This is a genomic window from Halorubrum sp. CSM-61 (assembly GCF_003781945.1).
Taxonomy (GTDB): Archaea; Halobacteriota; Halobacteria; order Halobacteriales; family Haloferacaceae; genus Halorubrum.
This window is the reverse complement of record NZ_RJJW01000005.1, coordinates 116,435-130,726: the sequence shown is the minus strand read 5'-3', so window position 1 is coordinate 130,726 and position 14,292 is coordinate 116,435. Positions and strand designations below refer to the sequence as shown.

Annotated in this window: 11 protein-coding genes and 1 tRNA gene; 6 read left to right on the top strand and 6 right to left on the bottom strand. The window is 66.8% G+C overall.

Going from position 1 to position 14,292, the window contains the following annotated elements:
* Positions 1–230 precede the first annotated feature (230 nt).
* Positions 231–1,145, top strand: coding sequence for an NAD+ synthase (locus EDM04_RS10300; RefSeq protein WP_123621767.1), 915 nt, complete (start codon positions 231–233; stop codon positions 1,143–1,145).
* A 1-nt stretch (position 1,146) separates the two neighbouring features.
* On the opposite strand, the gene EDM04_RS10295 is transcribed toward EDM04_RS10300, so the two are convergent.
* On the bottom strand, positions 1,147–2,595 hold the full coding sequence (locus EDM04_RS10295; RefSeq protein ID WP_123621765.1) for a M28 family metallopeptidase: 1,449 nt from the start codon (positions 2,593–2,595) through the stop codon (positions 1,147–1,149).
* Between the two features lie 91 nt (positions 2,596–2,686).
* Here EDM04_RS10295 and EDM04_RS10290 point away from each other — a divergent pair.
* Positions 2,687–2,757, top strand: a tRNA-Gly gene (locus EDM04_RS10290).
* A 179-nt stretch (positions 2,758–2,936) separates the two neighbouring features.
* Here the strand turns inward: EDM04_RS10290 and EDM04_RS10285 are convergent.
* Together EDM04_RS10285 and EDM04_RS10280 are read right to left on the bottom strand one after the other, a co-directional pair.
* Positions 2,937–6,818 (bottom strand): Eco57I restriction-modification methylase domain-containing protein, encoded by a 3,882-nt coding sequence (locus EDM04_RS10285; protein ID WP_123621763.1) that lies wholly within the window; start codon positions 6,816–6,818, stop codon positions 2,937–2,939.
* An 88-nt stretch (positions 6,819–6,906) separates the two neighbouring features.
* Positions 6,907–8,292 (bottom strand): KaiC domain-containing protein, encoded by a 1,386-nt coding sequence (locus EDM04_RS10280; protein WP_123621761.1) that lies wholly within the window; start codon positions 8,290–8,292, stop codon positions 6,907–6,909.
* A gap of 121 nt (positions 8,293–8,413) precedes the next feature.
* On the opposite strand from EDM04_RS10280, the gene EDM04_RS10275 reads away from it, so the two are divergent.
* The 3 genes from EDM04_RS10275 (at position 8,414) to EDM04_RS10265 (ending at position 10,592) form a co-directional block, all read left to right on the top strand.
* On the top strand, positions 8,414–9,241 hold the full coding sequence (locus tag EDM04_RS10275) for an NAD(+)/NADH kinase (protein WP_123621759.1): 828 nt from the start codon (positions 8,414–8,416) through the stop codon (positions 9,239–9,241).
* A gap of 84 nt (positions 9,242–9,325) precedes the next feature.
* Positions 9,326–9,853 (top strand): hypothetical protein, encoded by a 528-nt coding sequence (locus EDM04_RS10270; protein ID WP_123621757.1) that lies wholly within the window; start codon positions 9,326–9,328, stop codon positions 9,851–9,853.
* 61 nt (positions 9,854–9,914) lie between these two features.
* The gene (locus EDM04_RS10265; RefSeq protein ID WP_123621755.1) at positions 9,915–10,592 is read left to right on the top strand and encodes a TVP38/TMEM64 family protein; all 678 of its coding nucleotides are present in this window, start codon (positions 9,915–9,917) and stop codon (positions 10,590–10,592) included.
* 302 nt (positions 10,593–10,894) lie between these two features.
* Here EDM04_RS10265 and EDM04_RS10260 read toward each other — a convergent pair whose 3' ends face one another.
* The 3 genes from EDM04_RS10260 to aspS form a co-directional block, all read right to left on the bottom strand.
* Entirely contained in the window at positions 10,895–11,629 is a 735-nt protein-coding gene (locus EDM04_RS10260) for a DUF4382 domain-containing protein (RefSeq protein ID WP_123621753.1), read from the bottom strand.
* Position 11,630: 1 nt separating this feature from the next.
* Positions 11,631–11,900, bottom strand: a complete 270-nt coding sequence (locus tag EDM04_RS10255) for a hypothetical protein (protein WP_123621751.1) — start codon at positions 11,898–11,900, stop codon at positions 11,631–11,633.
* 200 nt (positions 11,901–12,100) lie between these two features.
* Positions 12,101–13,405: an aspartate--tRNA(Asn) ligase gene (gene aspS / locus EDM04_RS10250; protein WP_123621749.1), complete on the bottom strand. Its 1,305-nt coding sequence runs from the start codon at positions 13,403–13,405 to the stop codon at positions 12,101–12,103.
* Positions 13,406–13,956: 551 nt separating this feature from the next.
* Between aspS and EDM04_RS10245 the strand changes: the two genes are divergently transcribed.
* Entirely contained in the window at positions 13,957–14,268 is a 312-nt protein-coding gene (locus tag EDM04_RS10245; RefSeq protein ID WP_123621746.1) for a hypothetical protein, read from the top strand.
* Positions 14,269–14,292 lie beyond the last annotated feature (24 nt).

The window sequence follows — 14,292 nt, the reverse complement described above, 5'->3', positions numbered from 1 at the left end:
GTAGATCTTATACGTCGTAATTCGGGTAATACCTTAAACAAGTCTCACCGTGAGTATTTACCCGTCCGTTCGGAAGCGACTGGCGAACATGAGCTTTCGACCCGACGCCTCCACGCGTCCGCGGTACACACGCGAACCGGGTGCCGCTCGAACCGTCCGAAGATCGCGCGTTTCGAGCGGACCGTCCACAGACGGTTCTACCCCGAAACCGCCGTCCGGGGGGCGAATCGATGGGTAACTCGAAGCCGACCGCGTTCGAGTCGGACGCCGTCCCCGACCGCTCCGCGGCCGCCGCGTCGAGCGGCGATGACTCACCGGCCCGAAAGGACCTCGACGACGCTGACCCGTTGGACCCGCCCGATCCGGCCGCGGAGCGCGACCGGATCCGGACGTTCGTCGACGACCGGGTCGCGGCCGCGAACGCGGACGGGGCGGTCGTCAACATGAGCGGCGGCCTCGACTCCACGGTCACGGCGGCGCTGGCGGTCGAGGCGCTCGGCGCCGACCGGGTGTACGGACTCATCCTCCCCTGTAACAAGATCGGGGCGCCTCACGCCCGCGACGCCGAGGCGCTCGCGGACGCGCTCGGGATCGAGCACGACACGGTCCACCTCCAGCCGCTGTTCGCGCAGTTCGGCGCGATCGCCCCCGACCGGTTCGACCTCCACGACGAGCCGGTCCGCTCGGGGAACGCGATCGCTCGGCTCCGGATGTCGATGGCGTACCTCGCCGCCAACGCGACGAACCGCCTCGTCTGCGGCACGACCAATCGGAGCGAACACCTGCTCGGCTACGTCACGAAACACGGGGACGGCGCCGCCGACCTGCTGCCGCTCGGCCACCTGTACAAGACCGACGTTCGCGCGCTCGCCGCCGAGCTCGACGTGCCCGAGTTCGTCGTCGAGAAGCCGCCGACCGCGGGGTTCCTCCCCGGACAGCGCGACGCCGACGACCTCGGTGCCCCCTACGACGTGATCGACGCGGTGTTGCGGCTCGGTGTCGACCGCGGGCTCGACGCCGAGACGATCGCCGACCGGTCGGCTACCGAGGTCGACGAGGAGACGGTGGCGGATCTGCTCGCTCGCCACCGCGCCTCGGCGCACAAGCGCACGACGGCGCCGATGCCGACGAGAGGGAAAAACTAACTCACTCCCAGCCGGCGGGCCAGAGGTCGGCCGCGCGCATTCCCGTCTCGAAGTCGGCCTCGCGGAGCGCCGAGATTAGGTCGTCGCGGTCGAGCCGGGGTGCGTCGCGCTCGGGGGCCGCGAAGTCGGCGACGAGCAGGGCGACGAGCATCGCGTGCTCCCGGACGTTCCGGTCGTCGACCTTGTCGCGAGTGTCCGCGTGGGTGTGTCCCCACCCCCGTCCGCGGTCACCGGAGTCGCTGTGGAGCTGGAGGGCGGGCACCCCGCGCCGGACGAACGGCCACTGGTCGGAGAAGGGGTGCGGCTCCGCGTCCACCGCGATCGGCTGGCCCGTCGCCGTCGCCACCGCCTCGGCGACCGACGCCGCAGTCTCGGAGGCGTGCGCGAGCGCCACGAGGTCGCGGAACCGCCCCGCTCCGTCGACGTTGACCGCGCCCTTGACCCGGTCGAGATCGAGCCGCTCGGCCAACCGCTCCGCGCCGAGGAGTCCGACCTCCTCGGAGCCGACGCCGACCACGTCGACGCCGATCGGGAGGGCCGCCTCGGTCAGGATCCCCGCGGCGGTCGCGACGGTCGCGATCCCGCAGCCGTTGTCGAGCGCGCCCTCCGCGATGTCGTGGGCGTCGTAGTGCGCGAGCAGGAGGAGCCGCTCGTCGGTGTCCGGGCCCGCGCGCCCGATCACGTTCCGGCTCTCGCCCGGCTCGGTCGTCGCCGCGACCGACAGCTCGGCGGTCGCCGCGGGGGCGTCGCCGTCCGTCCCCATCCCTCTCTCGTCGCTCCCGTCGACCGCGTACTCCCGGAGCCACGCGCCGGTCTCCTTCGAGACGCCGACGGCGACCGCGTCGGCCTCCTCGCCGAACGTCAGCGACCCCGTCGGCGGGAGCTGGCCGTCGAGGTGGTTGACGAAGACGAAGCCGACCGCGCCCGCCTCGATCGCGTAGCCGAACTTCTCCATCCGGTGGACGAACCGCCCGCCCTCCGGGGTCGTCGTCGACGCGACCGCGATACGGCCCTCCACGTCCCGCTCGTCGATCTCGGCGGGCGTGCCGTACCCCACGTCCACGAGTTCGCCGGTGACGCTCCCCGAAGGAGAGTACGGCAGCGCCAGCGCCTCGAACTCCCGAGTCGCCGTCGCGCCGTCGCGTCCCGGCGCCGTCACTCGGAGCGTCGCGTCCCCGCGCTCCCACGCGTCCATCTCGAACGGTCTCGTCTCCACGTTGGAGAGCCCCGCCCGCTCGAACGCGTCGGCGACGATCGCGGCGGCCCGGCGCTCCCCCTCGCTGCCCGCCATCCGGCTCCCGATCGCGGTGAGGTCGGTGAGGAAGCGTCGCGGTTCGCCGTCGGTCCACGTCCGACCGAGCGCCGGCGCGAGTTCGGCGCGTCGCTCGCGAACGCGCTCGACGGCCGCCGGATCGACCGTCACGTCCGTCTGGTTCGGCTGCGAGTGCATGGGGACGACTCCGTCGGCGGCGGGTTAAGGGTGTGGCTCCCGGCACCGGAAGCGCTACGTTGAAGTGGGAAGGTCGGATACTCCCGAGTGAGCACCGTTGGTCCAGTGGTAGGACATTAGCTTCCCAAGCTAATAGCCCGGGTTCAATTCCCGGACGGTGCATTTCTCGAACGTAGTGAGAGAAATGCACCGTCCGGGAATTGAACCCTGGAAGCCGCAGCCCGGAACGGCCGAGCGAAGCGAGGCCGCACGCCCGGACCGTCTTCCTCTGGTTCGATTCCCGGACGGTACATACCTGCGGCGAGCAACACCGCGAGCCGTAGGTACGACGACAAAAAACGTCAGAACACTTCGAGATAGTCTTCGACAACGTCACGCTCGTCCGAAGTCAGGTCGAACAGGTCGTACACGATCTCGTCGATCTCCGCTTCGAGGGCTTCGATGCTCGTCTCGTCGACGGTCTGTCGATCGGACTCCAGTGCCTCGATGAGCTGTTTCACGCCATCACGAGACCTCGGGATCGGAATCGTTTGCTCTTCTCCCTTCTTCATATTTCTCCCGTCTACAGCGGTATGGACATACTGCGCTCGAAGCTTCCGCTCCTCACGATCTCCTCGATCCATGAGCGGATCGGTGATCTCGTCGGAGCGACCAGCGGTAACAGCAAAACGTCCCTCTGTCCCTTTCTCCTGAATGTCTGCGTTCACCGGATACCGTCGGGTCTGCCACTCGTAATCAATGTATCCGAGATCGCCGTCGAAGTCTCCGAGGTAGGCTTCGGGGAAGCGCTCCGTCTTGTTACTCATGTCGACGATTTGTATGATATTTTCGACTTTCGACGAAATGTTATTGGATTCATCAGTCTGATTGGGCATCAGATAAGGTAACTTTTCGACAAACTGTGCGCGGTATTCATACGCTCCGCTGATCTTGAGCGCAGCGATATGTTTGAAATAGAAGTTGAGGGCTTTTGAGTTAAGTTGGGCTGCTAACACTGATGTTTGCTCTTCGAAGCGAGGTTCGGCCTGAATACCGTATCCGGTTTTGAAGTACCAACTCCCAGTTTCATCGAACATGAACCGGGAATCCATGGAGATTGCCGGTGCTATTAATTTCAGTCGCTCGAACCGCTCATGACTCTTCGGATACGTAAATCCGTACCAATCTTCTCGTCCGCGCATACGACCACCCTCTCTCGCCTCAAGTGCATCACGATGCTCCTCAAAGTAATCCCATGTGAGAGGATAATTATCGCGCATCTCATCAGGATCGTATAGCTGTGCGTTGCGCTGATCTCCTTCTCCTTCGATATAATAGGGCAGAATAACGTGTTGGCCAGACCAATCACCGCGCCACCGCCGAATATCGTTCCCTTGGAGCCAAGGGCGAAGCAGATCCGTCTCAACCTCGTAAGTCTGTTCCTCTCCGGATGGTTTGACGGTGACAGTGCGACCCCCATCTGAACTATCGATCCGATCAGCATCAACGAGAGTAACGACATAGACCTTATTTGCCCCCGTCTGTGTCCCGGCAAACACCGAATCAACGACATCGGATATTCTCTGATCAGCTTTTTGTTCAAGTTTCTCAAATATTTCTAGCTCATGAGGCGGCATGAGCGCCCAATAATCATCTGCTGTGAGACGATTCTGTGGGTAATCAAAAGCATCCAGATACTGATCGCTATATCCAGAACTACCTCGTTTCTCACTTACCAAGTCGATAACTTTTTTGTCAACTGCGCGGCCGGATTTTTGATCGATATTTGACTTTACTCGGATACTGCGAATATCATTCTCACTTCTCACGTCCGCGTCGTCTTCCTCTTCCAGAATGAAAATGGCAGGACAATTCATAGCGTCCTCAAAGACACCCGAATTACGGAAGTCGTACATCTCCTCGATTGATGTACGATTCAGTATCTCGGACCTCATTCCCGCACCGTAGTCCGTATGCATGAACTGGTTCGGGACAATGTATCCAAGTCGGCCCCCATCGTCCAGAAGGTCGATCCCTCGTTCAGTGAACAGACAATATAAATCATAATTCCCGATCGCAGAGTCATAGAGCTGATCGAGGTACTCCTTCTGTCGGTTTGGAAGGTTTTGAACGCGAACGTAAGGGGGATTTCCGACGACATAATCATAGTCCATGTAGTTCTTCACAACGAGCGCGAGGACGGTGTCCTCGAACATCTTGAACAGCCGTCCATCACCGTGATCCTCCTGCAGATAACGCACTGTCGCGAGAATGTCGTTGACGTACGGCTCGAAGAACTCCTCAACGCCCTCGTACTCGCGAGTCGTGTAGCGGTGGATTCCTTCTTCGAGGCCGCCGCCGTACTCCCACCAACCTTCCTGCATGTGGAACTTCACCACGTCGAGGACGCCCTGTAGAGCCGCGTAATACTCTCCGAAGTTCCGAACCCCGGCGTTCACTTTTGCCGTATCGTACTTCGGCATCCGCACCCGCTGGACGAGGAAGCCGTCCTCCAGTTCGGAGTCGGCCACCTCGTCCTCGTCGACCTCGATGGGAAGGGGCACGGGGATCTTCACGTCCTGACTGTCCTCCGTGATCGAGTCCAGCGTCATCTGCGTCTGCCCGTCGTCGCCGATATCGATCCCCGTCAGTTCGCGCTCGTTCCGCAGGGAGTCGGTTCGGAAGATCGGGAGTCGCCGGATGGTGAAGCTCTCACTCTCTCGCTTCGCCTCCCGGTACTCGGGGAGGATCGCGACCATAAAGCGAATCTGCGCCATCAACACCGCGAACGGGTGAATGTCGAGTCCGACGATGTGCGGCGTCGTACACAGTTCGGTGAGGTGTTCCGACCAATCGGGATCGTCGTTGTACCGGCGCACGTCGTCGAGGTAGCGATCGACCGCCTCGACGAGGAACGTCCCGGACCCGCACGACGGGTCGATGATGCGTTCCTCCGAGACGCCGACGTCGTAGTCCACGCCGTCCATGATGTAGTCGATGACCGGCTGTGGGGTGTAGAACTCCCCGAGTGCCTTCCGTGTCTCCGGGTCGAAGTACCGCTGGTAGAGATCTCCGAGCGGGTCGCCCTCGATCTCCGCGAAGTCGAACTTGAGGACCGCGAAAGAGACGTGCGCGATAGCGCGACTGAACCGCTCGCGAGTCGCCGGACTCACACGGCTCACCTCGCTCCCCTCCTTCGCCACGTCGCGGAAGCGGGTGTACGGGTTGTCGTGTTGGCTCGCCGTCTGTTCGCCGTAGCCATCCGTCCACCAGATGAAGATGTCGTCCTCGAACAGGCTCTGGACGAGCTGGTTCCGCATGTCCTCGATCATCCCGTTCGCCGCGACCGGGTAGGCGTCAAGTTCGATATTCCCGCTGAAACCACCGAGTTCGTCGAAGTACCGACGAAGCCCCTTGCTGTTGGGGAAGAAGTCGTGATCGTCGGTCGCCTTTGCCAAGAGAAGCCGCGCGAGAAGCGCGTGACCGGACTCCAGACAGAACATGAAGTCCCGGAGGGACTGCCCGCCCTCGATGAACGGCTCCCACGAGTCGGGCGTCTCGTCCGGTTCGCTGGCGTAGCTCGCCTCCCAGAAGTCGTACGCCCCTTTGACGAACTTCGCTTCCTGTTCGTCCCTCAGTTCGACGAGCAGGTCCATCATCGCCGTCACGAGGTTGGCGAAGGGGCTGTCCTCCTCCAAGCGGAACGTTTCGAAGAAGTGTTCCTGTCCGAGCTGGCCGTCGAGTTCCACCTCGTCGAGGCCGTCGAGGAAGGCGGTGACGCTCTCGGGATCGGTGATGTCCCACTCTGGCTTTCGGAGGGCCGCTTCCAGGTCGGCGGCGTCGCTCTCCGTCGCATCTCCGAGCGAGACGGTCAGCAGCCGCGACTGTTCCTCCCGCCGATAGAGTCGCAGCTCCTCTCCGTTAGTGAGGACGCCGTAGTCGGCCTTGAGTTCGTCTACGTAGTGGAACAGTTGATCCTCGTGGGGGCCGAGTTCGCGGCCACTCGTTTTGAACTCGTAGACCGCCGTGACCGACTCGTTACTGTCGAGCGTGACGTAATCCGGACGCCGGTTATCGGGCAGTGTCCACTCGCTTCGGAGGTCGTGTCCGGCTCCCTCGTATCCGAGGAGGGTGTAGAAGTCTTCGTTGAGAAAGGTGTTCTCCACGTCCTTTTCGCTCATATCCCCGTTCAGACGAGAGGAAATTCCGTGGAGGGCGTCGAGAATTCCCGAGGTAGCAGTCATATCACAGCCGATACATTCAGCAGGGAAAAATGTTCACGACGAGCTGTGAGAGCGATTGCGAAACCACTCGCCGCGCGCGAAGCCGCCGTCAGAAGATGTTCGCCTGTCCGTACACCGAGATGCCGGTGTCGGTGATCTCGTACGGCTTCGACTGCCGGGAGTGGTTGGCGTCGCGGATCTTCTGGATCTCGACGGCGAGGCGCGTCTCCCGGAAGTCGGTGCCGCGGATGTACTGGAGCACGAACACCGCGTCGGTGAGGTACTCGACGATCCCGTGCCGGGAGGCGTAGGGGTTCCGCTCGCTCGCCTCCGAGGTGAGCAGGGTCGTGACGCCGGCCGCCTTCAGCGACCGGGTGAACCCGAACACCTCCGAGCGCCGCTTCGCCGGGTCGTCGTACATCATCTCCAACAGCGAGACAGAGTCTAACACCAGCCGGTCGGCGTCGAACTCGGCGATGAGCCGGACGAGGTCGTTCCGGATCGACGCCAGCGAGTTCGCCATCTCGATCGGGTCGATGGCGACCACCGCGAGCCGGTCCTCGTCGGCGTGCTCGCGGAACGACCACCCCTTCTCCTCGGCCGTCGAGAGGATCGACTCCCGGGTCTGTTCGAGCGTGATGTAGATCCCCTTCCGGTCGGACTCGAGCGCCTCGTTGAGGAACTGGAGCGCGAACGTCGTCTTTCCGGTCCCCGCGCCGCCGATGACCGACAGCAGCGAGCGGCACGGGACGCCGCCGAGGATCATCTCGTCGAGCCCCTCGATCCCGACGTCGGTGCGCTCGATCGACGACTCGAACTCGTCGGGGTCGGCGTCGAACCCCGACGACGGGTCGCCGCCTTCCCCGCCGTCGAACTCGCCGAATCCGACGTCGTTCGGGCCGCCCGAGTCGCCCGCGGCGCTCCCGCGGTACCCGCCGAAGGGGTCCGCCGATCCGCCGGCCGGTCCGCCGCCGGTCCGTCCGCCGCTGGGCGGTCCGCCGTCCCCGTCATCCCCACCGCCCTCATCGCCCTCACCGCCGCCGAAGGGGTCGTCCTCGCCGAACGACCCGCCGCCGAATCCCCCTTCGGAGCCGGCCGGGTCCTCGGTGTCGCCTCCCGCCGATCCGCCGCCGAAGGGGTCGTCCTCGCCGAACGACCCGCCGCCGAACGGATCGTCGTCGGGGGCCTCACCGCCGAAGTCGTCATCGCCGAAATCGCCTTCGTCGAGGTCGCCGCCGACTCCTCGCGACGGGTCCCGCTCCCCCTCGCGGATCCCGCCGAACGGGTCCCTCCCCCGCTCGGCATCGCGCTCGGCGTCGCGGTTGTCGTCTCCCTCGTGTTCGGCCGCCTCTTGAGGTTCGTCTCCCTCGTGCGCCTCGGCGTCCGCTTCGGCTCGGTCGTCGCCGGCTCCGTCCTCATCCCCGTCGTCCGCCGCACCGCTGTCCGCGTCGGCGTCTCGCAACGCGCGCTCGAACCAGTCGTCGTCTTCGCTCATGGTTCCAGTCGGCCGTCGGGGCTCGACATGGTTCTGGCAAGGCGGGGGGGCGGCTTGAAACTTTCCGGAACCGCGGTCCGATGTCCGCATCCTTTTGTCCGGCGGCGAGAATCGGTGGCGCATGGAGGTCGGAATCGTGGCGCGGAAGGGGAGCGATCGCGCGGTCGCCGTCGCCGACGAGCTGCGCGACGCGGTCGTCGGCGCCGGCGCGTCCGTCTGGCTCGACGCCGAGACCGCCGACGCGCTCGGCGAGCCGGACGCCGGCCGCGCGGTCGGCGCGCTCGCGGACTGCGATCTCGCGGTCGCGGTCGGCGGCGACGGGACGTTTCTCTTCGTCGCACGCAACGCCGAGGACACCCCGATCGTCGGCGTCAACCTCGGAGAGGTCGGCTTCCTCAACGCGGTCTCCCCGGAGGACGCCGAGGAGGCCGTCCTCTCGGAGGTCGATGCGTTCGACCGCGGCGAGATGGACGTGCGGGAGGCGCCGCGGCTCGTCGCCCGGACCGACTGCTGGACCTCCGTCCCCGCGGCCAACGAGATCGTGATCCAAGGCGATCGACGAGGTCCCGGCGCCGGGATCGACTACGAGGTCCGCGTGGACGGGAGCCGGTACGCAAGCGGTCACGCCGACGGGGTCCTCGTCGCGACGCCCACGGGCTCGACCGCGTACAACCTCTCCGAGCGCGGCCCGCTCGTCCATCCGGGAGTGAGCGGGCTCGTCGTCAACGAGATGGTCGCCGACGAGGGGATGCCCCCGCTCGTGGTCGACGCCGACGCGACCGTGACCGTGGCGGTCGAGGGCGTCGAGGAGGTCGTCGTCGCCAGCGACGGGCGGAACGTGGCGACCCTCCCCGCCCCGACCGAGGTGACCGTCGAGCGGACGACCCCGCCGATGCGGATCGCCGGGCCTCCCTCCGACTTCTTCGAGGCGCTCGGAAAGCTGTCGTAACACGGGCTTCCCCGTGCCGTCGCTCGCCGGAACCCGGAGAGCGACTCGCAAGCTTCAACCGCCGAGCGACTCCATCTCTCGCCGATGTCGCTTCCGATCGGTCTGGCCCCGTTCGCGAACCAGTCGCGGGCCGCCCACGCCGGCGTCCTCGTCGGCGGCGCGCTCGCCTGCCTGATCGGCTACGTCGGCGCCGCCGGGCTCCTGTTCGAGCTCGGCGCCCTCGATCACGGCGCGCCTGACGGTCCTCGGCGGGTCGCCTCCGCGGTCGCGTCGCTGGCCTGCTGGGGGTTCTACGCCGCTGCGTTCGCGCGCGGCAGAGGTGGGCCGGTGACGGACGCCTCACTCTACCCGGTCACGACCGTTGCGCTCGTCCCGACCGCGTTCCGGTGGGTCGCGTTCGGGCCGGCGTGGGACGCGTACCGAGACCGGATCGCCCTCTTTCTCTTTCGCCCGGAGCTGTTCGTCGACGCCGCCGCGCTGATCCTTCCCGGCGTCGCCTTCGCCGTCGGTCTGCTCGCGGTCTGGGCGGCCCGTCTCGACGAGTCCGCGATCGACGCGTGGCAGCGCGAGCACCTCTCGGCCGAGTTCCGTCGGGAGTTCGTCGAGGAGTGAGAGCCGCCTCCGAGACCGGCGCTCCACAAAGCGTTTATCGCCCGAGGGAGCACGGCCGCTCGTGAACCGCCGAACCGGCGCCGTCGGGTACGCGCTCGCGGGGGTCGCGGTGGCCGCGTTCGCGGCGCTCGCGTGGATCGTCTCCCCCGACGCCGTGCTCGGGCCGCTGACGTGGCTCGCCGACGATCCGGTCCGGTTCGGCGTCGCGTTGGTCGCGCTGACGGCGATCCGCCCCTTCCTCGCGTGGCCGACGACGCTGCTCGCCGTCGTCGCCGGCTTCGGGTACGGGTGGGCCGGGCTCCCGGTCGGCGTCGCCGCGATGGTGGCGACCGCGCTCCCCCCGTACTGGCTCGCGCGCGCCGGTCGGGTCCGGGCCCGCGAGGGATCGCAGCTGGCCGACCGGCTCTGCGGCGCGGGGGAGCGGCTGGCCGAAACAACGGGCGGCGTTCGGGCCGTCACCGCGACGCGGCTGCTGCCGGTTCCCTCGGACGCCGTCTCGGTCGCCGCCGGCGGGTCCGGGATCCGCCTCCGTTCGCTTCTCGTCGGCACGGCGCTCGGAGAGCTCCCGTGGGCGGTCGTCGGCGTCGCGATCGGCGTCTCCGTCACTCGGCTCGCGGCCGGCGACGCGGCCTCGATCGATCCGACCGCGCTGGTCGCGATGGCCGGTCTCGGAGCGCTGCTGCTCGCCGGTCCGCTGTATCGAACGTTTATAAGAGACCGCGCGTCGCCGACCGCGTGATCGCGTGGGTACGGCGCAGGTCGCTCGCGCCGTCTCGCGTCGTCTCGCTGCGTTTCGTCGAACGAACCCCGACCGTCCCGCCGCGGTTCGCCGCGTCGGGACGATCGAACGGGTCGTGTGCCTCCGACGGGGGACCGATTCCGCCGTGCACTCCCCTGGTCCCCGAATCCCGGGACCGCTCCCAACCCTGACCCCGAAGCCGCGGTCGGCAACGGCCGGACGACCGTCGTCGGCCGGTGCGACCGAACCGCGACTTCAACGGGGGACCGTCGGGGAACGCGGCGAGACGCCGGCTCCCCCGCCTACTCGTCGCTCTCGTCGGTTCCGTCGGTCTCGTTGCCGTCTCCGGAGCCGCCGTCCGTCTCCTCGTAGTCGACCTCGATCCCGCTCGGAACCGGGCGCAGGAGGTACCGCCCGTTCCCGCGCCGGACCGGAGCGAAGTCGGCCGTGAACACCGTTCGGGTGTTCTCGCGGACCTCGAACTCCGCGTTGAACGTCAGCGGCGCGTTCCCCGGGCGGTCGACCTGCGCCTCGTCGCCGTCCTCCAGGGTGCCCTCGACGTTCGAGACGTCCAACTGGAGGAACCGGTACGTGCCGAGCGAGAGCTCGCGCTCGTCGATCAGCTGCGTCTCCCCGTTCTGGAGCCGGACGAGGTCGGCCTCCTGCGGCTCGTCGAACTCGTGGTACTCGCGGCCGGAGGGCTCGCCGCCGTCCTCCTCATCGTCCACGTCGCTCCCGTCGTCGGTCTCGTTGCCGTCGGCGCCGTCGCCGGCTCCGTCCGCATCCCCGTCGTCCGTCTCGTTCCCCTCAGCGCCGCTCTCGGCGCCCTCGGGACCGAGCCAGATCCCCTCGACGGTGACCACGAGCGACTCGAAGTCGCCGATGTCGGCGGGCTGGTCGGTGACGGCGGTCGCGAGCGTCCCGGTCGCGCGACCGACGCAGCCGGCGAGGCCGGACACGCCGAGCGCGGCGGCGCCGGCCGCCTGCAGGTACGTCCGCCGGTCGAGCGCGACGCGGTCGGGCGTTCGGTCCGTCACGTTACGCCTCCTCCTCGTCTGCGCTCTCGTCCGCACCGTCGCCGGCGTCGTCGCTCACGTTCTCACCGAGGTCGTCGACGCCGCCGCCGAGGAAGTCGTTCACGCTACTCAAGATGTCGCCGACGAAGTCCGGCACCGGGCCCGGTAGGTCGCTCGGCGGCCCCGCGCCGCCCGAGGCGTTGTCCGGTCCGGGGGTCGCCGCGACGGCGCCGGTCCCGATCAGTACCACCGCGGCGAGCGCCACGATCAGTGTCGTTCGGATCGCGTTCATGACGACTCCCGCTCGGGCCGCTGTCACCTTTAATACCACAAGCCGTTCAGCCGAATTGCGCCCGATTTTACTCGGTTTAATCGACGGAAGGCGGCTTGAAAGCGGGAATTAGATAACTTCGACGACTGCTTATAAAAGATACGTCGGACGCCCGCTGGCGACACCGCGGCCGCGGACGGCGTCGGCGGACTCCGACCGCGTTACGGTTCGAGCCGGTTCGGGTCGCGCGGGAACATGATCGCCTCCTTGATGTTGTCGAGGTCGGCGACCTTCTGGACGAGCCGGTCGATGCCGAGCCCGTAGCCGCCGTGGGGCGGAGTGCCGAAGCTGAGCGCCTCGATGTAGAACTCGAAGTTGGCGGTCTCGACGCCCTCCTCCTCCATGACCTCGACCATGCGCTCGACGTCGTGCTCGCGCTGGCCGCCCGAGGAGAGCTCCTGGCCCTTGTAGATGAGGTCGAACTTCCGCGAGGCGATGTCGTCGCCCTCGACGTCCTGCATGTAGTAGAACTTCTCGTCGGGGTAGCCGACGACGAAGAACGCGGGGTGACCCCGCTCCTCGAAGTGCTCGCCGAGCAGCTTCTCGCCCTTCGTGTCGAGGTCGGTCGGGTCGTCCGGGAAGTGGCCGAACTCGGTCTCTAAGACGTCGAGCGCCTCGTCGAAGGTGATCCGCGGGAAGTCGTCCTCGGGCACGTCGAGGTCGACGTCGAGCAGGTCGAGCTCGCGCTCGGCGTTCTCGGCGACCTCGCGGAGCGCGTGGCGCAGCGACTCCTCTTGGACGTCCATCACGTCGTCGTGGTCGTCGATGTACGCGAGCTCGACGTCGAACATCGCGATCTCGGAGACGTGGCGGGAGGTCGCGAAGTCCTCGGCGCGGAACGCGGTCCCCGTCTCGTAGACGGCCTCGTAGCCGGACGCCATCAGCATCTGCTTGTACAGCTGCGGGCTCTGCGACAGGAACGCGTCCTGGTTGTAGTAGAGGATCGGGAACAGCTCGGCGCCGCCCTCGGCGCCGCCCTTCGAGATGAGCGGCGTCTTGATGTCGACGAACCCCTCGCCGTCGAACCACTCCTCCATCGCCGTCATCAGCTTCGAGCGAAGCGTGAACACGGCGAGCGTCTCCGGCTTGCGGAGGTCGAGCGCGCGGTTGTCGAGCCGGGTCGAGAGGTCGACCTCGATGTCCTTCGAGATCTCGAGCGGGAGCGGGGAGTCCGCCTCGTCGATGACCTCGTACTCGGTCGGCGCGATCTCGACGCCCCCGGGCGCCTGATCGCTCTCCAGCGGCTCGCCGACGACCCGGACCACGTCCTCGGCGCCCACGTCCTGGACGGCCTCGAACAGCTCCGGCTCGCGCTCCTCCTTGAAGACGATCTGGATGAGCCCCTCGCGGTCGCGCACGATGAGGAAGACGAGGCCTCCCAGGTCGCGGATCTCGTGGACGTGGCCGGCGATGGCGACCTCGTCCGCGTCCGGTTCGACGTCCGACGTGTGGATTCGCTCGATCATGACGGTGGCTGCTTACGCGCAACTGGTCGGGCGTTCGTCATAGGCCTGTCGTCTCGCCCTCGCCGGAACCGGCCGATACGGGTCATCTGTGCGGGATTCGCGGTCGCGATCGGACCGGTCGACAACCACTTATAAGTGATCTGTTACCAATTCACACGTCCGCCATAGATTTAATAACCACCCGACATATCGAATCGGTAACGGCGCTTTCGCGCCGCCGGAGTCCACGTATGACCCGCTTCCGTTCCGCCGCCTCGGCGTCCGCCGCTCTCGTCAGCGGCGCGCTCCTCGGCTGGAACGGCTACGGGATTCCGGAGACACGGTCCGTCCGCCCGACCGCGTGACGCGCGTCGGCTGGGGGAGTTCCCCGCGGGACGGACCGCATCCCGACTTCTCCAGCCGTCGCTGTGTCGTCCGGTGAGCGTTGGCACCGATCCCCGACCGCCGGACGCGACCGTGCACCCCTCGCGAGCGCCGGGTCCGTCGAAGCGGGACCCGCGTTCGAGGCCGCGGACCGATCCGCGCCGCGTTCGACTCGCGGCGAGGGACTCATGGCAGCAGCCATCCACTCGGAGACCGTGGAAGCGACCGTAAGGGTTCGAGTCTCGCAGGCCGCCGCCGGCGACCTCGCCGCCGGCGCCCGCGCGCAGCTGGAGCGAGTCGACGGCGTCGACGTCGAGGACCTGTCGATCGCCGGCCTCCAGCCCGGGCTCAACGACACGACCGTCGAGGCGGTCGCGACCCTCTCGGTCCCGGAGGCGGACCGGTCCGCCGAGCGCGTCGCGGACCGCGTCGCCGACCGACTGGCGAACGGGTTCGGCGTCGAACCGGGGCGGGTCGAACGGGTCGAACCGCCGGGGTGACCGGGGAGTCCAATCAGCGCTCCG